This is a genomic window from Thermaerobacter nagasakiensis (assembly GCF_055396825.1).
On the sequence record NZ_AP043740.1, the window covers coordinates 1059983 to 1083083 of the forward strand.

Annotated in this window: 14 protein-coding genes and 1 pseudogene; 2 read left to right on the forward strand and 13 right to left on the reverse strand. The window is 74.3% G+C overall.

Annotated features, from left to right (window positions below):
- Positions 1-262: 262 nt before the first annotated feature.
- The 10 genes and pseudogenes from ACZ5T9_RS04605 to ACZ5T9_RS04650 form a co-directional block, all read right to left on the reverse strand.
- Positions 263-3718, reverse strand: coding sequence for a VWA domain-containing protein (locus ACZ5T9_RS04605; RefSeq protein WP_464834108.1), 3456 nt, complete (start codon positions 3716-3718; stop codon positions 263-265).
- On the reverse strand, positions 3708-6332 hold the full coding sequence (locus ACZ5T9_RS04610) for a BatA domain-containing protein (protein ID WP_464834110.1): 2625 nt from the start codon (positions 6330-6332) through the stop codon (positions 3708-3710). The genes ACZ5T9_RS04605 and ACZ5T9_RS04610 overlap by 11 nt, the downstream gene beginning before the upstream one ends.
- Before the next feature lie 128 nt (positions 6333-6460).
- Entirely contained in the window at positions 6461-7549 is a 1089-nt protein-coding gene (locus ACZ5T9_RS04615; protein WP_464834111.1) for a DUF58 domain-containing protein, read from the reverse strand.
- The gene (locus ACZ5T9_RS04620; protein WP_464834112.1) at positions 7518-8732 is read right to left on the reverse strand and encodes an AAA family ATPase; all 1215 of its coding nucleotides are present in this window, start codon (positions 8730-8732) and stop codon (positions 7518-7520) included. Before ACZ5T9_RS04620 ends, ACZ5T9_RS04615 begins: the two co-directional genes overlap by 32 nt.
- Positions 8733-8936: 204 nt before the next feature.
- Positions 8937-10916, reverse strand: a complete 1980-nt coding sequence (locus ACZ5T9_RS04625; protein ID WP_464834113.1) for a hypothetical protein — start codon at positions 10914-10916, stop codon at positions 8937-8939.
- Between the two features lie 120 nt (positions 10917-11036).
- Positions 11037-12059: an ABC transporter permease gene (locus tag ACZ5T9_RS04630; protein ID WP_464834114.1), complete on the reverse strand. Its 1023-nt coding sequence runs from the start codon at positions 12057-12059 to the stop codon at positions 11037-11039.
- Positions 12049-12795, reverse strand: coding sequence for an AAA family ATPase (locus tag ACZ5T9_RS04635; protein WP_464834393.1), 747 nt, complete (start codon positions 12793-12795; stop codon positions 12049-12051). Before ACZ5T9_RS04635 ends, ACZ5T9_RS04630 begins: the two co-directional genes overlap by 11 nt.
- A pseudogene (locus ACZ5T9_RS04640) lies at positions 12784-13104 on the reverse strand (ATP-binding cassette domain-containing protein); the annotation flags it as partial. The pseudogene ACZ5T9_RS04640 and the gene ACZ5T9_RS04635, both read right to left, overlap by 12 nt.
- 272 nt (positions 13105-13376) lie before the next feature.
- Positions 13377-16406, reverse strand: a complete 3030-nt coding sequence (locus ACZ5T9_RS04645; RefSeq protein WP_464834115.1) for a hypothetical protein — start codon at positions 16404-16406, stop codon at positions 13377-13379.
- A 384-nt stretch (positions 16407-16790) separates the two neighbouring features.
- Positions 16791-18548 (reverse strand): amidohydrolase, encoded by a 1758-nt coding sequence (locus tag ACZ5T9_RS04650; protein ID WP_464834116.1) that lies wholly within the window; start codon positions 18546-18548, stop codon positions 16791-16793.
- A gap of 359 nt (positions 18549-18907) precedes the next feature.
- Between ACZ5T9_RS04650 and ACZ5T9_RS04655 the strand changes: the two genes are divergently transcribed.
- Together ACZ5T9_RS04655 and ACZ5T9_RS04660 are read left to right on the forward strand one after the other, a co-directional pair.
- Complete coding sequence (locus tag ACZ5T9_RS04655; RefSeq protein WP_464834117.1) at positions 18908-19351, forward strand: acyl-CoA dehydrogenase family protein; 444 nt, start codon at positions 18908-18910, stop codon at positions 19349-19351.
- 115 nt (positions 19352-19466) lie between these two features.
- Entirely contained in the window at positions 19467-20105 is a 639-nt protein-coding gene (locus ACZ5T9_RS04660) for a DUF2726 domain-containing protein (RefSeq protein WP_464834119.1), read from the forward strand.
- Here the strand turns inward: ACZ5T9_RS04660 and ACZ5T9_RS04665 are convergent.
- From ACZ5T9_RS04665 to ACZ5T9_RS04675, 3 genes are read right to left on the reverse strand one after another with little or no spacing between them, the layout of a single operon-like run.
- Entirely contained in the window at positions 20068-20667 is a 600-nt protein-coding gene (locus tag ACZ5T9_RS04665; protein ID WP_464834120.1) for a class I adenylate-forming enzyme family protein, read from the reverse strand. The two genes, ACZ5T9_RS04660 and ACZ5T9_RS04665, sit on opposite strands and share 38 nt — an antisense overlap.
- Before the next feature lie 55 nt (positions 20668-20722).
- Positions 20723-22279 (reverse strand): acyl-CoA carboxylase subunit beta, encoded by a 1557-nt coding sequence (locus ACZ5T9_RS04670; RefSeq protein WP_464834121.1) that lies wholly within the window; start codon positions 22277-22279, stop codon positions 20723-20725.
- Complete coding sequence (locus tag ACZ5T9_RS04675; RefSeq protein WP_464834122.1) at positions 22276-23058, reverse strand: SDR family oxidoreductase; 783 nt, start codon at positions 23056-23058, stop codon at positions 22276-22278. The genes ACZ5T9_RS04670 and ACZ5T9_RS04675 overlap by 4 nt, the downstream gene beginning before the upstream one ends.
- Positions 23059-23101: the final 43 nt, after the last annotated feature.

Consider the following 23101-nt stretch of genomic DNA (forward strand, 5'->3'; position numbering starts at 1 on the left):
TCGTGATTCTAGCCCACTGGCGAGAACCGGTCAAGAGGGGATCGGCCGGGCGAGTCCCCATCGTCAACTATAACGACAACGGTTCGGGGACGATGGACGGTTCGGGCAACCTGGTTTGTTTCTCCTCGGGCGCTTGCCGGGCGCTTGCCCGTCCGCTCCGACCGGTGCGCCTTCCCTCCAACAACCTGGCCGAACTTGGGGGTCCGCTCCGATTTCCCCGTGCACCGTCGCCCTTGCCAGCCCGCCCTTTCGTGCGGCGGCGTCAAGGCCCGGCAGAGGGATCCACGTGCCGGCGCACCCGCTCGGCCAGGCGGGCCCGGGAGCGCTGGCGGGCGGCCTGAAGGCGGGCCAGGCCGGCATCCTGCACCGGGGCGGGTGCAGGCGATTGTTGACCGGGCTGGGCACCCTGAGCACCTGAAGCTCCCGCGGCGCCAGGCCTTTCCAGGACCCCTTCACCCTGCCAGCCTGGCTGGGCTGCGGGGCCCGATGGGGTGGGTGCGGCGACCGGCCGGGCCGGCGGGGCGGGTTCGTCCGGGGCAGGGGTGGAAAGGGCGATGGGTTCGAAGGCCGAGTCTCCCGGCGGCTCGCCTGCCGTGCCGGCGGCGGGGTGACCTGCCTGGCTGCTGGCCGCGCCCGGCGGGCCTGCCCCAAGCTGGCGCGGGTCACGCGCCATGCGCTGGGCCGGTGGGGCCTCTTGCTGCACCCGCTCGGCCGCCCGCTGGGCTGACCGGACCTCCTCCTGGGCCAGCTGGCCCGGCCGCTGGGCTCGCTGGACCCGCTGGGCCCTCCGGTCCGGCCACAGCAGGGTGGCCAGGGCGGCCGGGAGTCTCCTGAAGCTTCCCCAGGTCCAGCCCAGGCGCCGGGCGGCCACGTCAGCCGGTAGCAGCGCGGCGGCGGCCAGGAGCAGGTACGGCCACAAGAACCAGCGGCCCGGCGGCGCCGGGACGCCCTGGGGGTCCAGCGCGGTGCGGGGATCCCATGCCTCCAGCCGCACCGCCCGGCCCCCGGTGAGGGCGGCCAGGGTCTCCATCAAGACGGGGTCGCTTCCGGTCTGGAGGAACTCCGCCGGGTAGGGTACCGCCACGACGGTGCGCAGGGTGCCGGTTCCTCCCCCCGCCGGTTCCACCACCACCGGGTGGACACCGGGCTCCGGCGCAGGAAGCACGGCCTCCGAGCGGCCCGCCGCGACGGGGATCAGCAGCGCCTCCGCGTCCCCGAGGCGGACCTTGCCGCTCAAGGGCGGCGAGCCCTCCACCGTGACCGTCACCGTGCCGGCCGGCGTGGCCCGGGCCCCAACCTGCCAGGGGATGTTGCCGCCCGCCGCTCCCTCCAGCAGCCAGTCGGCGATGTTGGCCCACAGGCGGGCGAAGGGGCCCGTTCCCTCCGGTGCGGCGCCGCCGGTCCAGGCGGCGATGCCGGGTCCTGCCGTGGGTGCCGTCCAGGCCACCGCCCGGCCGAGACCGTAGAACCAGGCGGCCAGCACGGGATCGCCGTCCTCGCCGGCCAGGAGCACCTCGGCCCGGTCCCGGGGTGCGGTGAGCACATAGCCCCCCAGGGGCGGTAGCAAGGCTCCCTCCCCGGGCGGCGCCTGCGGCCCGCCGCCGGCTACCCCGGATGCCCCAGGACCTGCAGCCGCCCCCGGACCTCCCGGCGCCCCCGCCCCCGGACCGCCTTGCGACCCCGGATCCCCTGGAGCCGCAACCGGCGAGGGCACCACTCCCTGCAGGATGGCGCCGGGGCCGCCCGGTGCCGGCGCCGCGGTGACCACCGGGCGGAAGGGTTCGTCGCGGATGAAACGGCGGGCGGCCAGGGCGGTGTCGCGGGCCAGCAGGGTGGGCAACTGGCCGGGATCGGCAGCCTCGTACAGCGCCCCGCCCCCTTCCCGCGCCAGCTGGGCCAGGGTGTTCCGGTCCGCGTCCGGGCCGATGGCCACGGCGGAAAGGGTGACGCCCTGGCGGCGGAAGGCGCGGGCCAGGCCGGTCACGTCGAAGGGCTCCGAGACGCCGTCGGTCAGGGCAATGACGTGGCGCACGTCGGCCTGGACGCCCTCCATCAAGGGGAGGGCTGCCGCCAGGCCGCTGCCCAGGCTGGTCCCGCCCTGTGCCGCGGCGGGGAAGGCGCGGTCGACCTCGCCAGGGTTGCGGACCGGCTCCAGGGGCCGGGTGACGTAGGCCTGGCTGTCGAAGAGGACCACCGCCAGGCGGTCGGCCGGCGTCAGCAGCTGGGCCACCCGGCGGGCCGCCTCGACGGCCATCTGCAGCTTCAGCCCCGCCATGCTTCCCGAGCGGTCGATCACCAGGGTCAGGGCCACCGTGGGCAGGTTCTTCCGGTTCCGCAGGTCGCTGTGGACGGGCAGGGCTCGCTCCACAGGGGTGCCGGTGTAGCCCCCGGGGCCGAAGGTGTCGGGCATCCCCGCCATCACCAGGCCCCCGCCCAGGTCCCGGACGAACCGCTCCAGGTCGGCCATGGCGGCCTCGCCCAGCTGGGGGGCGGGCACGTTGTCGAGGATGACCGCCCCGTAGCGCTCCCACCCCGCCAGGTCCGCCGGCCGCTGGGCCGGCCGGCGGCTTTCCACCGGGATTCCCTGGGCGGCCAGCAAGCGGGCCAGGGGCGGGTCGGGATGGGGACTCAAGACCAGCACGGGGCGAGCGCCTTCCACCTGGAGGACGGCATCGAAGGCATCGTTGGCCGGCTCGGTGCTGGTGGAGGGCGGCACCGCCTCGATCACCGCCCGCAGCGCCAGGGGACCCGGCCGCTCCGGGGTGACCGTCAGGACGAACCGGTTTTCCCCTGGGGCCAGCTGGACGGGACGGCTGGCGGCGACCCGGTCGCCGGCCATAAGGTGCAGCCGGGCCGGTCCGGCCTGGTGGGCCCGAACGGTGACCTGAACGGCCGCGGGCCGTCCCGGCCTGGCGGTGGCCGGGACGTCGAGCCCGGTGACGGCCAGGTCCGGCCGGGGGTCCGGGTTCACCACCACCGTGTCCAGGACGGCGCCGGACGCCGCCAGGGCCCGGGCTTCGGCCACCGCGTCGCCCCGGGTCTGCTGCCCGTCGGAGATCAGCACCACCCGCCGCCGGTGATCGGAGGGCAGGCTGGCGGCCGCCAGCCGCAGGGCGGCGGCCAGGTCGGTGGCCTCCCGCTGGGCCGGGGCCGTCCAGGTCAGGGGAGGCTGGGGCAGCGGGCCGGGGGAGCGCTCCACGGCCGGCTCCCCGCCGGCGGAAATCACCGCCACCTGCACCGGGTCGCCCCCAAGGTCCGCGCCAGGGTCGGAGGTGAGGAGGCGGTCGATGGTCCCGGTCACCTGATCCAGGACCGGTTCCATGCTGGCCGAGCGGTCGACCACCACGGCTACGGCCAGGCCGCGGGAGGGCAAGGGCAGGGACGGGCCGGCCAGGGCCAGGATGAGGCAGGCCATGGCCAGCGAGCGCAGCAGCCGGCCGGGGCGCGGCGCCTGGAGCCGGAGGAGCGGCCCTCCAGCGGGGCGGGAGGCGGTGGCCCGCCTCTGCCGCCGGGGCCCGGCCGGCCCCAGGGCCGGACGGCGCCAACGCAGCAGGACCCAGCGGGGCCGTTGCGGGGCCGAACGGGGCCACCACGACAGGGCCCGGCCCGGCCATTGCAGGACCCGGCCGGGCCACTGCAGCGACGGACCGGGCCAGCCCAGGGCCACGGCCAGGGGCCACACGAGAAGCACCAGGATCCAGGGATGGTCAAAGCTCATGCCGCACCACCCACGTCCCGGCGGCCAGGCCCGCCAGGGCCAGCCAGGCCGCCCACCGCCAGGCCGGGTGACCGGCCAGGGGGCCGGGGGAGGACAGTGTACCCGGGCCGGGTGGGCCGTCCCCAGCCGCCGGGTCGGCCGCCCGGGTATCGCTTCCCTGCCGTCCGGCCGCGGCTTCCGTCCCCCGGCCCGGCTGAGGTTGGGGGACGTGGCCCGTGCCTACCAGGGGTCCTTCGGCCACCGCCAGCGACTCCCCGGGGTCGGGCTGGACCCAGAGGGCCGCCTCCACCGTCTCCTCCGCCGCTTGTCCGCCGCCGGAACCGCCGGTGGGGGGCACGACCGGGCGGGCGGTGATGCGGTAGAGGCCGGGTTCGTCCAGCACGGATCCCGGCAGGACGGGCCGGCCGGAAGGGGACAGCACGGTCACCGCCGTGAGCCAGGGCGAGGGGGCCAGGGCCAGCACCTGGCCGGCCCGCTGGCGGGGCGGGGCGCCTAGCCCGCCCGGCGCCAGGTCGGACACCAGGGCCTGGACCAGAAGCGGCCACGCCGGCCGGAGCAGCAGCGTCCCCTGGTAGGGATCGAAGCCCAGAACGGCCCGGCCGCCCCGGCCGGGGGCGGGGGGACGGTAGGTGGCGATGGGCCGGCCGTCGCCCAGGAGCAGCGGGACCTCGCCGGGTTCCCGCTGGCCCCGGGCCGGCTCGAGGGCCTGGGCGGAGAGGAGGGTCACACCCTCCAGCGGCACCAGGCCAAGGAGCCGGGTGGCGTCGCCGCCCGGAGCCACCGCCAGGGAGCGGGGCTGGAAGGAGGGGCCCGGCGGGTCGATCCAGATCACCGGCAAGCTTTCGGGAAGACCGGGCGGCAGCGGCAGGCCCACCACCACCAGCAGGTCCAGCCCGACCACGGCCTCGAGGGGAAGGGCCGCAGCGGCTTCCGGGCCGAGCGCGGCACCTGCTGCGGCCCCGGGTTTGCTTCCTTCCGTACCCGCCGCCGGTCGGCCCTCGGTGGGCACGGGTTGCCCCGCGCCTCCGTTTCCGCCTGCACCCGCCGGGCCGCCCTCGGGGGGAACAGGTTGGCGCGCGGCGGAGCCTTCGCCGGAGTAAGCGGGTTCGCCCCCGGCCGGCCGTGGCCCGGAAGGAGGGGGGCCTTCCCCGGTTCCGCCGGTTGTGCCCGTGCCCGGGGGGACGAGCCGGACCACCTGGGCGCCCGGTCGCAGCGCCAGAGCCCGGTGGATCAGGGCCGCCTCACCCGGGGCCAGAAGGCCGATGCGCACGGTGGGCGAGGCTTCGGGGATCGCCCAGGCGACATCGTCGGTGGGGTAGGCATCGCCGGGAACCAGGGCCACCCGGTAAAAGGGGGCGCCACCGGGGACGCTGAAGGTCACCTGCAGGGGCCGGCCGGGCTGCAAGGCGACGGTGCGCGGCGGGACGTCGCCGGACGAACCGGCCGCGGTGACGTGCTCCCCGGAGCCGGTGGAGGCTCCCGGGCCGGTCCGGCTGGCGCCGGGCCCGTCCGGCACGCTTCCGCTGGCGCCTGGCGAGCCCGGGCTGCTCCCGGTGTGGCCTGGTGCAGCCGAGCCACCGGCGCCACCGCCTTGCGGGCCCGCGGTACCTTTGCCAGGACCTGGCGAGTCCGGGCTGTCCCCGCCGGCGCCTGGCGAGGCCGGGTCGCGGGGGGCCGGTTCGACCACCACCGTGACGGTGGCGGGCTTGCGGCCGTAGTGGACCAGGGTGACGGTGAGCTCGGTGTTGCCGCCAGGGTCCCGGGACGCCAGGCCATTCCCGAGGGCGTTCCCGAGGCCGTTTCCCACGCCGTTCCGGAGGCCGTCCCCCACGTCGCTCCCGAAGTCGTTCCCCGGGCCCGTCCCCTGGCGCGGCCCGGGTAGGTGTACCGCCAGGATGGCCGTGTTCTCCACCGGCTCGCCGGTCACCACCACCTCCAGGGGATGCAGGGACGCCGGGGGAGGCGATGCCAGCTGCCGGGCCAGGGCGGGGTCGGTGCCATCGGTGACGACCCGCACGGGGCTGCCGGGAGGCAGGGCCCCCGCTGCCCCGTAGGCCAGGGCCAGGACCGTTCCCCAGTCCGTGGTGCCTCCCGCCGGGCCCGAGGGGGAGGCGGCCAGCCGGTCCAGGGCGGAGCCGATGTCCGCCGCCGTCGCCCCCGGCTCGGCCAGCCAGCCGGGTACCGGGCCGGCCCAGAGCAACGCGCCCCGAAACCCCGGACCAGTGCGGCGGAGATCGTCGTGGAGGAGGGCGATGGCCTCCTGCCATCGCCCTTCGACGCCCATGCTGGCCGTGGCATCGAGGACCCAGACCACCCCGGGGGCCGCCGCCGTGCCGCCCGGCAGGGCGGGCCGCGCCAGCGCCAGGGCCAGGGCCAGGGCGCCCAGAAGCTCAAGCCAGAGGGAGAGGCGGGACCGCAGCCGCTGCCAGGGCCGGCGGGCCACCTGATCCCGCACCACCTGCTGCCAGAGCAGGGTGGAAGGCACCGGCCGGATCCGGGGCCGGCGGCGCAGCATGTAAAGCAGCACGATGAGGCCAGCTCCCAGAAGGGCCAGCAAGGGCCCGAGCCAGCCCCAGCCCGTGGTAAGAAAGATGCTGCCGGCCGCGCCCGGCACCGTTCACCGACCTCCCGTTGCTGTGCCCGTTGCCGTGCCCGCTCCGCTTGCCGTGCCCGATCCTCGCCCCGGCCTCCATTGCTCCCGGCGTCCCGGGAGCACGCCGGCCCTTCTGACCGGCCGCACCCTCAACCCAGGAGCCCCGCCGGAACCAGGTGCCCGGCGATCAGGGTGCGGGCGGGGGCCGGAGCCGGCACCGCCACGTAGAGCACCTGCTGGGCGTGGCAGGCCCGGCGCCAGCCTTCCGCCCACCGGGCAACGGCCTGGCGGTAGCGGGCCAGCAGGCTGCCGTCCACGGTGACCTCGACGGTGGTGCCCGTTTCCGCGTCCACCAGGGTCCATTCCCCCGGCGGCGGGACGCGGTCGTCCAGGTCCAGCAGGTGGATCACGGCGCCCTGCCCTGCCGCGGCCAGCAGGGCGGCCACCTGGCGGCAGTAAGCCGGGCTGTCGATACCGCCGGGGTCCAGCAGGTCGCTGATCAGGATGGCCAGGCCACCGCGCCGCGGCGGGCCCCAGGCCGGCCCCGCCCGGGCTCCAGCACGGGCCTGCTCTCCCCCGGGCCCTGAATGCCAGCGTTGCAGGGCGGCCCGCAGGGCCGTGGGCACCGGCGGGCCGCCGCCGGCCGCCCGGGCTGCCGCGGGCTCCCCGGGCACCTCCTGCCCCTTTCCTGCGTGCGTGCCCGCCCGATCCCCAGCCGGCTGCCCGACCTGGAGGACCCCGGCCGCCCGCTGCCCGGCCATCCGGCCGGCTGCCGCCGCCAGGGCCACCGCCAGCCGGTGGCGGGCGGGCCTCCCCCGCCCACCGCCCAGGGCCAGGGCCCGGGGGCCTTCCAGCAGCACCACCTCCAGGCGGTCGCCGTGGTGCAGGGTGCAGTACCCCAGCGCCGCGGCCAGCTCAAGGGCCGTGTCTCCCTTGTCGCCTGCCACCATGGAGGCAGACCCGTCGATCAGCAGGGTGACGGTCCGCTCCCTCTCGGCCTGGTACTCCCGGACGTAGGGCCGGTCCAGCCGGGCCAGGGCCTGCCAGTCCAGGGTGCGGGGATCGTCCCCCGGCACGTACTCGCGGAAGCCGGCGTACTCAAGGGAGCGTCCCTTGGACCGGGCGCGGTACCGCCCCGACCATGCCTGGGGAGCGGCGGCCCGGCCCAGCAGCTGGAGCCGCTCCAGCAGGGGCACCAGCGGGCGCTCAAGCCAGCGGTCCAGGTTGGGCGCGGTCATGGTCACCGTCTCCCCGATCGCCCGCGACGGGCGGGCGGGATGAAGCCACCAGGCGGTGGGCTGGCGTCCGGCTCCCGGCAGGGGCCCGTTCGTCCCCCGCCGGTTCCGCCGGCCGGTCTCCGGGGATGGGAAGATCCAGCCGGGCTGCCAGCTCGGCCAGCACCTGTTCGGCGCCGGTGCCTTCGGCCTCCGCCTCGAAGGTCAGGATCAGGCGGTGCCGCAGGGCGGGGAAGAGGACGGCACCCAGGTCGGCATAGGCCACGTTGAGCCGTCCGTCCATCAAGGCGCGGGCCCGGGCGCCCAGCAGCAAGGCCTGCAACCCCCGGGGGCTCGCACCATAGCGGACGAACCGGCGCACGGCGGGGGGAGCCTCCGGGTGCTGGGGATGGGTCATGGCCACCAGCCGGGCGGCCCGCTCCAGCACCTCCCCGGTGACCGGCACCTGGCGGGTGAGGTCGATCCAGGCCTGCACCGCGGCGGCGCCTTCGGCTACCGTTTCCGGTGCGGGCGGCTCCGGACCCGTGGTGAGCCGCCCGATGGCGGCCAGGGTGGCTTCGGAAGGATACGGCACCAGCACCTTGAATAGGAACCGGTCCAGCTGGGCCTCGGGCAGGGGAAAGGTCCCCTCCATCTCCAGGGGGTTCTGGGTGGCCAGAACGAAGAAGGGACGGGGCAGCGGCCGGGTGCTTCCGCCGGTGGTGACCTGGCCTTCGGCCATGGCTTCCAGGAGGGCACTTTGGGTCTTGGGGGTCGCCCGGTTGATCTCGTCCGCCAGCACCAGGTGGGCCCAGATGGGGCCGGGCTCCCACCGCCAGCCCCGGCGCCCGCCCGGCTGCTCCTCCAGGATGTGGGTGCCCAGCAGGTCGGCGGGCATCAGGTCCGGGGTGAACTGGATCCGGGAGAACTGAAGGCCCAGCACCCGCCCCAGGGCCCGCACCAGGGCGGTCTTGCCCAGGCCGGGCACGCCTTCCAGCAGCACGTGGCCGCCGGCCAGAAGGGCCCAGAGCACCTGGCGGACGACGTCTTCCTGGCCCAGGATGACCCGTTCCAGCTCCGTACGGACCCGCTCCAGCTGTTCGGCCACCTGGTCCAGGCGCCGGGCCAGGACATCGGGATCCTCCAGGCCGGGCGTCCCCTGCCCCGGCGGGTTGAAGTCGCTGCCGCGGTCCTCGCGATCCGTCACCCGTTCCGCCCCCTGTCTGGACGTTGCGGCGCCGGTTTCGTCCTGCTTCCGCTGCGTGTTTCGTCGTCGCGGGGCACGGGCCGGACGGGGCCCTCGGCCTGGCCGCCTGCCTGCCGGCCGTCCCGGCCCCGCCCGCGGTCACGGCCCGTGTGCCCCCCGCCCACCCGGCCGCCCGGCCCCCGCCCGGTTACGGGCCCGCCGGGGTCACGGGCCGGGCAGGCTGTCCGTGCCCGTGCCGCCGAAATAGGCCTGCACGAGCCACTGAAGCTCCGGAGAGAGACCCTGAATGCTGCTCCTGCCCAGGTCCAGGGCAGCCTGGCTGGCCCACTGGCGCTGCAGCTGGCCCGCGGGCAGGGTCTGGCCCGGCTGGATGGTGATGGGTTCGTCCGCCCAGCCGGGAAGGGTGAGGGAGCCCGGCACCTGGGCGCCCGGAAGTCTCTGGACGGTGCCGCCGGGCAGGGTGGATGCCAGCCCGCCGGCCAGGGGCGAGCCGGTGGTGCCCCGGCCCCACCCTGCACCGCCGGCTCCCTGGGCCGCGCCACCGGCGCCCGGGCTGCCTCCGGCAGCGCCTCCGGCGCCGCCGGATCCACTGCCGGCGCCCGCACCGGGCCCGGGGGTTGACCCCGGTGCAGTTCCCGGCGCTATCCCCTGTTCGGAGCCGGGGGGGCTACCTGACGCCAGCCCGTTTCCTCCTCCGGCCGAGCTTCCCGCGCCGTCCGGACCACTGCCCTGTCCAGGGACGAAGGGGGCGGTTCCGGGGCCGCTGCGCCCCCGGGCGAGGCCGGCCTGGGCCACCTGCCCGGCCAGAACCTCCAATCCCCCGGCCAGCGTGGAGAGTTGGCTGGCCAGTGCCTGCAGCCCGGCGGCCGCCTCCTGGGCAGCGCCCCCCGTGACGCCCGCCGTTTCTGCCGCCCCCGGCGTTCGTGTCTCCCCTGGCGTCGCCGGCGCCGGGAGCCGGGTTTCCGGTGCGGCCGCCGCGGCGGCCCGGGCCAGGTCGGCTGCCCGCTGGGCGGTTGCGGCCGCCTGGGCCAGGGCCGCAGGATCCAGGCTGGCTCGAGCCTCCTGCAGCTGCCGGGCCAGGGTGTGCAGGGCTCCCGACAAGGCGTTATCGACCGAGGATGATGCGGAACCTTCCCCCGTCCCCCCTCTGGGTGCCCCGGCCGGCCGGCTGCCGCGGGATCCGCCGGCGGCCGCCTGCTCCCGGGAACCTCCGGGCTGGCGGCCGGGCGGGCCGCCGGGATCGGGCCCCTGCGGTTCCGGAAGGCCGGGACTGGCGCCCGAGGGGGAGGGGGTGCCATCCGCGTCCTCCTCGCCGCCGGCCTGCGGCCGGTCCTCCGGCGGGCGGGTCCCGGCGCCCGCGGGGGCCGGGGTGCCGGGTTCCTCCCCCGGTGGGTTCACGGTGGCGGGAAGGCTTTCGTCAAGGGCCTTGACCTGCCTTTCCAGGCGGGCCAGCTCGGCCCGCCACTGGGCCCGCTGGGCGCGGGCCGGGGCCAGGGGGTGAGGGGCCAGCCAGAGGGCAGCGTCCGCAGCCAGCGCCAGCAGGGCCACCGCCGCCCATCGCCGCCAGCGCCGGGGGGCGACGGGCAGGTGCCGAGGGTCGGCTTGTCGCAGGGCATCCAGGGCCCGCCGGCGCTGCAGAAGGGTCATGGCGGCCGGCACCAGGGGATCGGGGTGCAGGGCCGTCAGGGCCTGCTCCCCCAGGTTGGTTGCGGCATCCGCCGCCCGGGCGGCTTCGGTCCAGCCCGGTGCGGTGATCCAGGCCCGCACGGCCGCGGCGGCCAGGGTGAGGGCGGCCACGGCGAGGGCGGTGGTGCGGCCCACCGGGTCGACGAGCCAGCGGTCCGTCACCAGCGCCGGCAGCGCCAGCCCGGCAGCCAGGACCAGGCCGGCCAGCCCGTGGGCCAGGACGTGCCGGCGCCGCAGCCGTCTCCGCCAGGGCGCCAGGGCAGAGCGGATCTGGGCACCCGCCCCCTCCCCGGCCGTCTCGCTGGGCAGCCCCTGGGGCTGCTCCCGGATGCTGCCCGCCACGCCGGAGGCGGGGCGGGTCCCGTGCGAACCCGATCCGCACAAGCCCCGCCGGTGCCCGCTGCGGTCGCCCCGCTGCGAGCCGCCCCCTGCCTGCCGGTCCTCTTCCGGGCGGATGTTGGCTGCCGCTCCGGGTCCGGTGCGGCGGCGGAACCTCATGGCGCCATGCTCCCTTGCAGGGGGGTGATCCTTCACCGGCCCGACCCCCTCCCCTTGACTCGGCTTCCCTTCCCTCGCCTTGCCTGCCCCTTCCTCCCCCTTCCTTCCCTTCCCGCGGCCTCAGCCTTCCGCCCGGCGGCGGTTCAGCAAGAGGGTTGCGGCCGCCGTCAGGACGAAGGTCACGAGCAGGGCAATGGCGACATAAAGCCAGAAGTAGCCATCGGCCCCCAGGTAGGCCGCCACCCGAGCGGCTACCGTCAGGCGGTTCTGCGCCGGCGTCAGGGGGGCCACCGGCGACGGGGAGGGCGGCACGGCGATGCTGCCGGCAATCCAGTTCCAGGCTTCGAGCAAGGGCGAGCGCATGGCGTAGAGCAGCGCCAGCACCGGGCTGGCCACCTCCACGGCCAGCGGGCCCACGGGCTGGGGCGGCAGCGGGCCGTAGGGCGGCCCCTGGCGCAGGGCGTTGAGCAGGGTGCGGCTGATCAGGGTCAGGATGACCCAGCCCGAGGCCGTGGCGTACGTGGCGATGACTGCCGGGATGGTCCGGCGGAACAGGGTGGAGAAGAACAGGCCCAGGGCGGCCCAGGCCAGGCCGCTGGCGGCGAACACCGCGCCGACCTTCAGCAGCGTGCCGGGATCCACCGCATTGAACCGGAACAAGGGCAGGAAGACGGGAAAGGAGGCCACCACCAGCCAGAGGGAGAGGGCGACGGCGGCCACCAGCTTGCCGGTCATGATGCGCCACGCGGGCAGCCGGGTCGTCAGGAGCACGTCCAGGGTCTGCCGCTCCCGCTCGCCGCTGATGGCGCCGGCGCCCGACGCTCCGGCCACGGCGCCGGTGAGCACCAGTTCCGCCAGCATCATCGCCTGGAAGAGCAGCCAGCTGACCTCATAGGGGCTGGCGTGGAGCCTGCTGGCCCGGTTGATGCCCGACAGCACCACGCCCAGGACGAACACGGCCGCCACCACGGCCACGTAGGCCACCAGGAGGAGCACCGTCCGGCTGCGGCGCATCCGGGCCCGGAACTCCAGCTCGATGATGGGGTTCAGCGGGGTGGGTGCCAGGAGACCGCCCAGTTTCTGGCGCAGCGCCTCTCGCCAGGCCGCTTCCTTGACTCGCCAGGCCGCCTCCTTAGCGGGCACTGCCGCCACCTCCCCTTCCACGCCGTCGCCAAGGCCGCCAGCTCCGCGCCCCTGAGGCCACGGGTCCCAGGGGTTCCGCCCGCCTGCCGGCCCCCTCCCCGCCGCCGGCTTCCCCCCGCCCGCCCCCCGGCCGGCCGGCTTCATCCTGACCGCCAGGGCCGGTGGGCCCGGCAGAGCCGCCCGCCAGGGTTTCGACGGCATGGAGGAAGGCCTCTTCCAGGCTGCCGCCCAGCTCGGCCAGGTGGCTGACCATGAGACCCGCCTCCACCAGCCGGGCGTTGGCGGTGGCCAGGGTGGCCGGTCCGCCGGCGAAGTCCAGCACGCCCTCGACCCGCGAGGCCCCTGCAGCGGCGGGCTCCATCTCCACCCGGGTCACCGCCGGCAGGCTGGCCAGGACTTGGCGGGCCCGGGCCGCCACGGCCTCGGGGTCGCCCTGGGGCGGAACCAGCAGGTGGAACCGGGCCGACCGCCGCCGAACGGCGGCCAGCACCTGGTCCATGGTGCCCGAGACCAGCAGCCGGCCCCGGTGGAGGATGCCGATGTGGGTGCAGAAGTCGGCCAGCTCGCTCAGGATGTGGGAGCTGACCACCAGAGTCTTGCCCATGGCCGCCAGCTCCTTCATGAGCTCGCGGAACTCGATGCGGGCGGCCGGGTCCAGGCCGCTGGCCGGTTCGTCCAGGAGAAGGACCTGGGGGTCGTGGATCAGGGCGCGGGCCAGGCCCAGGCGCTGCTTCATGCCCCGGGACAGGCCGTTGACGGGCTCGCCTGCCTTGCCCGCCAGGTCGACCAGCTCCAGCAGGGCATCGCGGCGGCGCCGGGCCGCCGGACCCCGCAGGCCGTAACAGGCGGCGTAGAAATCCAGGTACTCCGTGACGGTGAGGTCGTCGTACACCCCGAAGAAGTCCGGCATGTAGCCGATGACGCCCGCCAGCTCGCTGCGCTGGCGGGTCACGTCGACCCCGCACACCCGGGCCTCGCCGCCCGAAGGGTCGAGCAGGCCCGCCAGGATGCGGAGGCAGGTGGTCTTGCCGGCGCCGTTGGGACCGATGAACCCGTAGATCGCCCCCTGGGGCACCACCATGTCGATACCCGCCAGGGCCTCGACCCGGCCGTACAGCCGGCGCAGGCGGCGGGTGACGATGGCGGGCTCCCCCCGGCCCTCCTTCCCCCGGGGCTCGCCGCCACCGGCTTCATGGCCGCGGGGCCCGCTGCGATCGGACTCGCCACCGCCGGCGGCCGCATGACCGCCGAGCGCCGGCCCGGCGGGCTCGGCCTTGGCGTCCTGCGGACCGTGCCGCCGCGGCGCTTCCTGGGTGCTCACGGGCTCACCTCCAGCGAGAGGACCGGCCGGCCCAGGACCATCTCCTCACCCTGCGGGCTGGACAAGCGAACCAGCAGGCGGCCCCCGGGCGGGAGGAAGCGGCGCAGGGCATCACCCTCGACCACCACCTGATCGCCGGTCACCGTGACACCGCTGGCCACCCAGGATGGGGCGTCGGGGGCCAGGCCACCCTGAAAGGCCTTGACTGGTACCCACCGGCCGGCGCTGAAGTCGTAAACGTCCACGGCCACCTGCGCCGAAGCCGGCGGGGCGGAGAACCTGCCACGGTACTGCAGCTCGATCGCCAGCCGGCGGGCAGCCGCGGTGACGGCCGCCGGTGGCCGCCACTCCATCACCGCCTCGCCCGAGCGTAGGCGTACGGTGTCGGGATCCGGCACGAAGACCTCGCTGGCCCGCAGCGACCGCGTCATGGCCGGCCAGATGGCGTTGCTGGCGGTGAAGGCCGGCAGCGGTCTTTCGGTGGCCGGGCCGGTGGCGGCTCCTCCGGGTCCACCCGCCTGGGGAGCGGCTGGTGCTTCGGTGTCCAGGCCGGGTGCGGTGACCGGTGCCAGGAGCAGCGTGTAGCCGTTGGGATCCCACTGGGAGGGCGGGATGGCCTCGGATCCCCCCGTCCCGGATCCCCCCGCCCCGGGGGACGAGGGCGGCACCGCACCCCCGGTGCGACCGGCCACCACAGGAGTCCCCTGGATACCCGCCACCAGCACGGCGTCACCAGCGACGGCAGGCAACAGCGATTCCAGGGCCTGTTCAAGGCGGGCCCGCTGGCGCAGGGTGGCGATGTCCGCCCCCGAAGCCGGCCCCGGCGCGGCCAACCCGGCCCCCGGCACGCCGCTGCTCAGGCTGCCCGGCACCAGGCTGCTCGAGGGGGTGGACGGCCGGTCGAAGACCCGGACGTCCTGCACCGCCTGCTCGCCCGGGTTCAGGTCGCCGAAGCGCGCCACCACCCGGCCCCCCTGCAACAGCAGGACTCCCGAAAGCCGTACGCCAAGGCCGTTGGTGACCTCCACGCGCCAGCGGCCGCCTCCGGCGGGGAACCACCGGGCTACCAGCCCTCCCGCCGGGCGTCCGGCGTCGAGCTGCAGATCCAGGTGGGCTGCCACGGGGATCACCCGTCCGGCCGAGGCGGGCCACGTCACCTCCAGTCCCCGGGGGGTGACCTCCGCCTCCAGGGTGCGGTTGTCCGCCGGCCGGTCGAAGGGGCCAAACCCCATGCCGGCATCCGGTGCGGTGACCAGGGTCCCGTTGCGTAAGACCAGCTGGGCCCTGCCGCCGGGGCGGTAGGCGGAGACCATCCCCGCCCAGACCCCCCGGGTGCCCGTTTCGTCCAGGAGGAGGAACCCGGCCCCGGTATGGGGGACACCGCGGCCCGCCAGGCTACCGCTGGCGTACGACGCCCCGATGACCAGGAGGGCCAGGGCGGGGACCACCACCCAGGCCCAGGGGCGGCGTCGCTTCCGCCCCAGCCAACGGAAGGTGAGGGGACCGATGAGAAGGAGGTAGGCGACCACCCCGCCGATCAGCACCGCCGTGGAGGGGAACTGCAATCCCGGCAGATCCTGGGCGCCGCTGCGCCAGAGCTCCACCACCTGCCAGGGAGCCTGGTGGGATCCGAGGGCGCGCAGCAGCGCCTGCACCAGGAACCGGTACCCGCCGGCGTCCAGCGTGGTGGGCATGTCGACCGCAGCCGGCACCCCCGAGGGCCCCGGCGTCATCATCCCCATGCCCACCTGGGCCGCGACGGACGTGGCCAGCCGGGTGGAGGGCGGGGTCAGGTCGCCTCCCAGCCAGCCGGCCAGGGTGTTCGGGGTCCCCGGCCAGCTGAGCCAGGGCTCGGCGTCGAGCCGGGTCGACCAGGCATAGACCCGGCCAAAGCCTACCCGGGCGACGGATCCCAAGGGGGTCGAACCGGCGCCGGCGGCCTCGCCGGCCTCCCCGGCTCCGGCGGCTTCGCCGGTGCCGCCGGCCTCGGCGACAGGGGCCGTCCCTGAGGGCCGGAGCCGGGCGGCCACCACCGGCGTGCCGGCCGGCGGGGCCGGGGTTTCGGGGTCGATGGACCGGGCCCACATGACGGCCTCATCGAGGGGGCCGGTGGTGGTGCTCCCCGTCACCTCCCAGGGGAAGGCCTTGGGGCCCAGCAGCTCCGCCAGGGCGGTGGCGTCGGGTCCTGTGCCCACCAGCAGCGTTCCGCCCAGCTGGACCCAGGTGACCAGGGCGCTCCGCTGTTGCCCGTCCAGCCGGCGCAGGGCCGCGGCACCGTCGACCACCACCAGGTCGAAATTGGCCCAGCCCACCGTGGTGCGGGGGCTCAGCTGCGGATCGAGGCGCTCCACGCTGGCCGAGCCGCCCCGGGGCACGGGAAGGGCCGCCAGATAGGGGATGTCGCGCTCGGCCAGGAGGCCGATGAGCACGTCGGCGGGCCGCCCGCGACCCACGGGCAGGGGGGCGAAGGCCACCACCTGGCCGCGTTCGTCCCGCAGCCGGACGTCAAGGCCCATCGTGGGGGTCTCCCGGGGGCCGGTGGCCACGGGCACGATCACCGTCCGGGTCTCTCCGGCGGGAACCTCTACAGGCTGGCGCCAGCGGACGGCATCCACGAAGGCCTGGCCCCGGCCCGGTGGGGTGATGACGGGCGGTGCAGGCGAACCGAAGGAAGGGTCGAAGACCACCCCCGCGATCTCCAGGGTGCCCCGGAAGGTGCCCGGACCCGGGTGGGTGATGGAGACCTGGGCGGGCACCCACGGGCCGCCCACCGGCTGCCGGCCGTAACCGGCGGCCACCTCCAGCCGCGGTTTGTCACCGGTCGAGGCGGGACCCCCGGGAGTGGCCGCCTCAACCCGGGGCAGCCAGGTACCGGTGCCTGCCGGCGCAAGGGCCAAGGCGACGCTCGCAAGCAGCGTGGTCAGTACCGCCAACAGGATCGCCAGGACGGCCTCGATCCGTCCCCTGCGCGGGAGGGGACCGGCGTGCTGGTCCCGCTGGTTCAACTTGGTCAATCCCAGGTCCATCGCCCCCTCCGAGGCCGTTCCCCCTGCCGGTGGCCGGCACCGGTGGCCGGCCGGCCGCTGGCGCAGGCGGCCCGCCGCCTCCCTCTGCCGTTCGCCTTCCAGGGCTCCAAATCCTGTAAGAACCCAGGGCGATTTCTCGCTCCTGGCGCCGCGCAAGGCACGGCGAGGGATGCACGGCGCCTGCCAGGAAGGATACGGCTGCGGGACAGCTGCGCGTGATCCGCTGCGTCCGCCCTCATGCATGATAGACGGAGGGCGCCCCGCACCCGTTCCCGGCTCCGCAGCGGCTGCCCACCGGCTCCCACCGGCTGCTCACCGGTTCCCGGCTTCATGCGGGCGCGGAGGCAACCCCGCCTGGGCCGCCGGCTGCGCCGGCTAAGCCGGCTAAGCCTCGTAGACCCGCTCGCCGTCCAGGTACGTGGCCAGCACCCGCACCGCGTCGAGCTCCGCGGCGGTGTCCGGTCCGGCCGCCAGCACGTCCCGATCCAGGACCACGAAATCCGCCGCAAAGCCGGCTTTGAGCTGGCCGGTGCCAGGGATCCGGGTGACCCGGGCCGCCTCCCGGGTATACAGGGTCAGGGCCACATCCAGGGGGATCGCCTCGTCCGGACCCAGCACCATCCCGTTGGATGCACGCCGGGTGACGGCCATCTTGAGGTTGGCGAAGGGGCTGGCCGGGTCGGCCCAGGAGGTGGCCGGGGCGTCCGATGACATCGCCACCTGCACCCCGGCTGCAAGCATGGACCGGAGGGCGTAGGCCCGCGACGCCCGTTCCGGGCCCAGGTTGCTCAGGTAGCTTTCGACCTCCGCGAACAGGAAGATGGGCTGGGGGACGAAGGCGATGCCCGCCCGGGCCGCTACCGCCATGGCTGCGGGGGAAGCCAGGGTGGCGTGCTCCAGGCGGATGGAGGGGCCGCCGTCCAGCCAGCCCGGGCCGTCCGGCCGGCCCGGCAGGCGGGCCAGGGTGTTCACCACCAGGTCGATGGCCCGGTTGCCCATGGCATGGACGGCCAGCTGCACCCCGAGCCGGCGGGCCGCGGCTGCCGCTTCCAGAAGCTCGGCCGCGGAGGTCATGGACAGGCCGGAATCCTCGGGGGAGGGGGCGCCCGAAGCGCTGAAGGGCGGGTCGACCCACGCGGTGCGGCCGGAGATGCTCCCGTCGGCAAAGACCTTGATGCCACCGGCAGCCACCGGCTGGCCGGGCCCCGGCAGCGCCTCCGGCCGGAGGGCGGAGGCAGGCTCATCGCGGAGGTGCTCCCACAGGTAGTAGAGCACCACCCGCTGCCGCAAGCCGCGGGCGTGGGCGTCCTGGTAAAGGGCCAGGTCGTCCACCGGCCGGCGCCGGGCCATCATGTCGGTGATCCCGGTGATGCCCCGGGCGAAGAGGAAGGGACTGAGGTCGGCCAGCATCTGGGCCCACGCCGCGGGGGGCGGGGTGGGGATGCGCTCCAGGACCAGGTACCGGGCCGACTCCCGCAGGATGCCGGTGGGCTCGCCGTGTTCGTCCCGGTCGATCCGGCCACCCGGCGGGTCCGGCGTCTCGCGGGTGATCCCCGCCAGCTCCAGGGCCTTGCTGTTCACCGCCACCACGTGGTAGCAGATGCGGGTCAGGACCACGGGTACATCGGAGGCCCCCCGGTCCAGATCCCGGCGGGTGGGGGCCCGGCCCTCGGCCAGCTTGCCCTCGTCGTAGCCCCAGCCCAGGATCCAGGGCAGGGGACCGGACGAACCGGCGGTGCCGGATCCGGGCGCGGGCCGCCCGGCCTCCCGGCCGAGCTGCTGCCGCCTTCGCCGCACGGCCTCGATGATGTCGTCGACCGAACGGGCGGCCGGAGGCAGGCAGGGAATCTGCTGGGCGGTTTCGGCAAGGAACAGGGGATGCATGTGGGCATCGATGATGCCCGGGATCACCCGGCGACCCTGCAGGTCGACCCGTTCCACGCCGGTGCCGGGGTTGGCGTCCGTTTGCCGGCCGATCCAGAGGATCCGGCCGTTGGCCACGACCATGGCGTCGGCCTCGGGCTGGTCCGGGTCGGCGGTGAAGATGCGCCCGTTGTAGAAGTAGCGGGCGGGCTGGGCTGGGCCGGCAGCCTTATGAGACGGAACAGGGCCGGATGGCCCTGGGCTCGAGGGCGGGTTCATGACCAACCTCCTTGGTTGACCGTTCAGGCGCACAGGCGCAGGGCAGGTGGCCCCGATCGGAGGAGCCCCGGCCTGGGGAAGAGCCTTCGACACCGGAGCGGTGAATTCCTGAAGCGGTGGAGGCCAGCGCCGGCGGTGAAACTAGCACAGCCGGGCCAGGTCCGGGGAACCTCCTGAGATTCGCCAACCCAGAGCTCCGGCTTTCCCGCCATGCCGCCGCCACCCGGTGGCCGGAGAAAGGAATTTCCATGGGGACGTGGAAAGGAGCGGAAGCGCAACCGGCGACGCATTCGATGGTGTCCCGGGGGCTTCACGGGCCACCGGGCAGGGCCACCGGCTGACCGCGAGGGGGACGCAGAGTGCAGCAACAATCCTACGCCTATGGCCTGAATCACTGGGACGTGAATCCAGACCTGCGGCAGGTCCTGGCCTGCAACTGGCCCGAATACACCAGCCACCAGGCCGATTCGCCGCGGTTCGGGGAGCTGCCGGGCCGCGACGTCCGCGAGGTCGCCTACCACTTGGAGGTCCTCACCGTATCCCGGCTGGCCAACGCCAGCGCCGGCATCGGCATCGCCCGCAAGGCACACCTGGAGGTGCTCGAGCGGGTGCGCCGGCGCCGGTCCTTCGTCCGGCCCCTGGTGGACCACCCCCCGATCCGGCGAGACCTGACCGCCATGGCCGCCCGCCTGGCCGGAGGACTGGTGCCAGGCTTCCATGCGGCCCGCCGCTTCCAGGGGGCGTGGGAAGATCGTCCTCCCTACTCTCCCGGTACCACCATGCCCGCTTCCTGTCCCAGCTGACCAAGAACCGCACGGCCGACCACGCCTTAGCCTGGGGCGGCTGCCGGGGGAAGTCGGGGCTCGCGGAGGGTGCCGTAGTCCGGAACGGCCTGATCTGGATCAAGGGGGCGATATGGTGAAGCCGTGGATCATGCTGGTCATTGTGCTTGCCGTGGCGATGCTGGCCTTGGTCCACCTCTGGGAAAGGACCCGGGGGCGCCAGCTACCGTTTCAAAGGGTCGCGTCGTTGCTTACCCCTGCGGAAAGGCAGTTCGTCCAGGTGCTGGACCAGGTCGCGGGCGGTCGTTACCGGGTGCTGTCCAAGGTGCGCCTTGCCGATCTGTTCACCATTCAGGCGTCGGGGAAAGACTGGTGGCAAGCCTTTGGTCGTATCAGCAACAAACATATCGACTTCGTCCTCGCCGACCCGACCTCCTGGGCACCGCTGCTGGCCATCGAACTGGATGACTCGTCCCACAGCCGGCGTCAGCGCCGCCAGCGGAACGAGCTCGTAGACCAGATCTGCCGAGCAGGCGGCCTACCCCTGCTGAGGATTCCGGTACGGAAGCGCTTGAGTCCCGAAGAGGTCGGCGCGGAGATCGCCCGGCAGCTCAGTTCATCCGAGGGGCTCCCTACCCCGGCAGCCCCCCAGGCGGTGACGGCAGCACACGCCGAGAGTGCCGCGTCGTCGGACGCACCAACCGCCGGTCGTCGCCGCGAACCCGCCGGGTGGCCGGTCATGAACCGGCCACCCGGGCGCGCAGAACGTGCTTAAGGACCTTCCCCGTCGCGTTGCGGGGCAACTGGTCCATCACATGCAGCTGCTTGGGGATCTTGAAACGGGCCAGCTTCCCTTCGCAGAAGGCGGCCAGCTCGTCCAGGGTGACTGTTTGTCCGGGCTTGGGAACCACGAAAGCTGCCGGCACTTCACCCCAACGCTCGTCGGGGGCGCCGGTCACCGCCACCTCCAGGACCTTGGGGTGCTGGACCAGCACCTGTTCGATCTCGACGGGGTAGACGTTCTCGCCACCGGAGATCAGCATGTCCTTCTTGCGGTCGACGATGTAATAAAAGCCCTCGTCGTCCTGGCGGGCCAGGTCGCCCGTATGGAACCAGCCGTCACGGAAGGCCTCCCGGGTGGCTTCGGCGTTGTTCCAGTACCCGGCGCACACGTTGGGCCCGCGGACCACCAGCTCGCCCACCTGTCCTGGTGGCACATCCTGGCCGGTGTCGTCCACGATGCGCAGTTGAACGGTGTGCACCGGCAGCCCGATGGACCCGTAGGGCCGCCCGGGCGAGCAGGTCGCCCACCCGGGGCGGCTCCATGACCACCCCACCCGACACGTACGCCCCCATGATCGCACCCCCATGCGATCCAAGACGATCCTGGTGTCAACTCAGGATGGTGGCGTGCTTGCGCCTCGGCAGCTGTACCTCCCGGTTCTCGAACTGCTCGAAGTAGCGGCTCACCTCCCGGCGCAGGTCCCGCGGCGGGATCAGGTCGTCGACCACCATCTCCGCCGCCAGCCTGGTGATCTCGTAGCCCTTGCGGTACTCCGCCCGCAGGGCGGCCACCACCCGGGCCCGCTCGGCGGGGTCGGGGATGGCCTGCAGGCGGTTGAAGTAGACCGCATTGATGGCCGCTTCCGGGCCCATCACGGCGATCTCCGCCGAGGGCAGGGCCAGGGTCACGTCGGGATTGTATGCAGGCCCGGCCATGGCGTAGATCCCCGCTCCGTAGGCCTTCCGCACCACCACGCACACCTTGGGCACCGTGGCCGACGAGGTGGCGAAGATGAACTTGCGCCCGCGCCGCAGGATCCCCGCCCGTTCCACCGCCGACCCGGCCATGAACCCCGGCGTGTCGCAGAGATACAGCAGGGGGATGTTGTAGGCGTCGCAGATCCAGACGAACTCGGCCCCCTTGTCCGACGACTCGGGGAAGATGGCCCCGCCCCGCACCGCCGGCTGGTTGGCGACGATCCCCACCACCCGGCCGTCGATGCGGGCGAAGCCCGTCACCAGCTCGCCGGCGTAGGCTGCCTTGACCTCAAGAAAGCTTCCTTCATCCACGATGGCTTCGATCAGGCGCCGTACATCGTAGGGCTGGTTGGGATCCTGGGGGATGATGGCGTCGATCTCCGCAGGATCCCGGGCCGGCGGCCGCGGTTCGCCCCGGGGCGGGCGCTCGTCGCAGTTGTCGGGCAGGTAGGAGAGGAGCCGCTTGACCAGATCCGCTGCCTCTTCCTCCGACCGGGCGACGAAGTCTGCCGAGCCGCTGACCGTGGCGTGCATGCGGGCGCCGCCCAGTTCTTCCGGCGAGACCTTCTCCCCCGTCACCATCTGCACCATGCGGGGGGAGGCGATGGCCATGGCCGAGCCTTCCATCATGATGACGAAGTCGCAGAACACAGGGGTGTAGGCGGTCCCGGCGAAGCACGACCCGTACAGCACCCCGATCTGGGGCACGACACCGGACATGATGCTGTGGTAGTAGAACAGCCGGCCGCCGCTGTAGCGGTCGACGTGGTAGCCGCCCGCCTCGTCGATCCGCGCCCCCGAGGAGTCGACCAGGTAGAGGATGGGCCGCCGTGCCCGCATGGCGGCCTCCTGGGTGCGGATGAGCTTTTCGCCGTGGTAGCGGCCGATGGAGCCGGCCTTCACCGTGTAGTCGTTGGCGGCGAAGAACACCAGCCGCCCGCCGATCCGCCCGGTGCCGGTCACCACCCCGTCGGCCGGCAGCTCGGGATCGCCGGCCCTGGCGAACTCGCCGAACTCGGTATAGGGCTCGCCGTCGTCGAAGAACAGGCGCAGCCGGTCGCGGACGAAGAGCTTGCCCGCCTCCCGCTGCTTCTCGTGGCCCCGCTCGGGACCCCCGCGCTTGATGCGTTCGAGTTCCTGAAGGATGCGGGCCTCCCGTTCCACCGCCTCGTGACCTCCTCCGCTCATGCCATGCCGAACAGCGTGGCGCCCCCGTCCAGCGTCAGGCCGCCGTCGCACACCAGGGTCTGGCCGCAGAGCCAGCCCGCGTCGTCGGTGCAGAGGAACCGGATGATGCGGGCCACGTCCTCGGGGGTGGCCACCCGCTTGCGCGGGGTGGCGGCCACCAGCCGGGCTGCCACCTCGTGCCAGCGGTCCCCCGCGTAAAAGCGGGCGGAGTCGGTCTCCACCGGCCCGGGACAGACGGCGTTGACGTTGATGCCCAGGGGGGCCAGTTCCACCGCCAGGTAGCGGACCAAAGATTCCATGGCCGCCTTGGCCGCCCCCAGGATGCCGTGGCCGGGGATGAACCGGATGCTGTCGTATCCCGACACGGCGACGATCTTCCCCTCCCGCCCCTGCATGAGGGGGACCGCCGCCTGGACCATCTGGATGAAGGCCTGGACGGTGATGGCAAAGGTCCGCTGGATGTGGTGCGGCCCCACGGCCAGGAGGGGCTTGAAGGCCGTGGCGGCGGCATTGGCCACCAGGATGTCCAGGACCCCGGCCTCCTCCCGGATGCGGTCCATCATGGCCGCCACTGCCTGGGGGTCTTCCAGGTCCGCCCGGACCGGGATGCCGCGCCCCCCGTCCCGGGCGATGGCTTCGGCAACCCGACGGGCGTCCTCCTCCCGCTGCTTGAAGTGGACGAAGACCGTGGCTCCCTCGCCGCCCAGGGTGCGGGCCACCGCCTCGCCGATGCCGCGGGAGGCGCCGGTCACCAGGGCCACCTTGCCGGCAAAGCTCATGCCCATCCTCCTCTTGTGGCGCTGCCCGTGTACTGGTGATGCC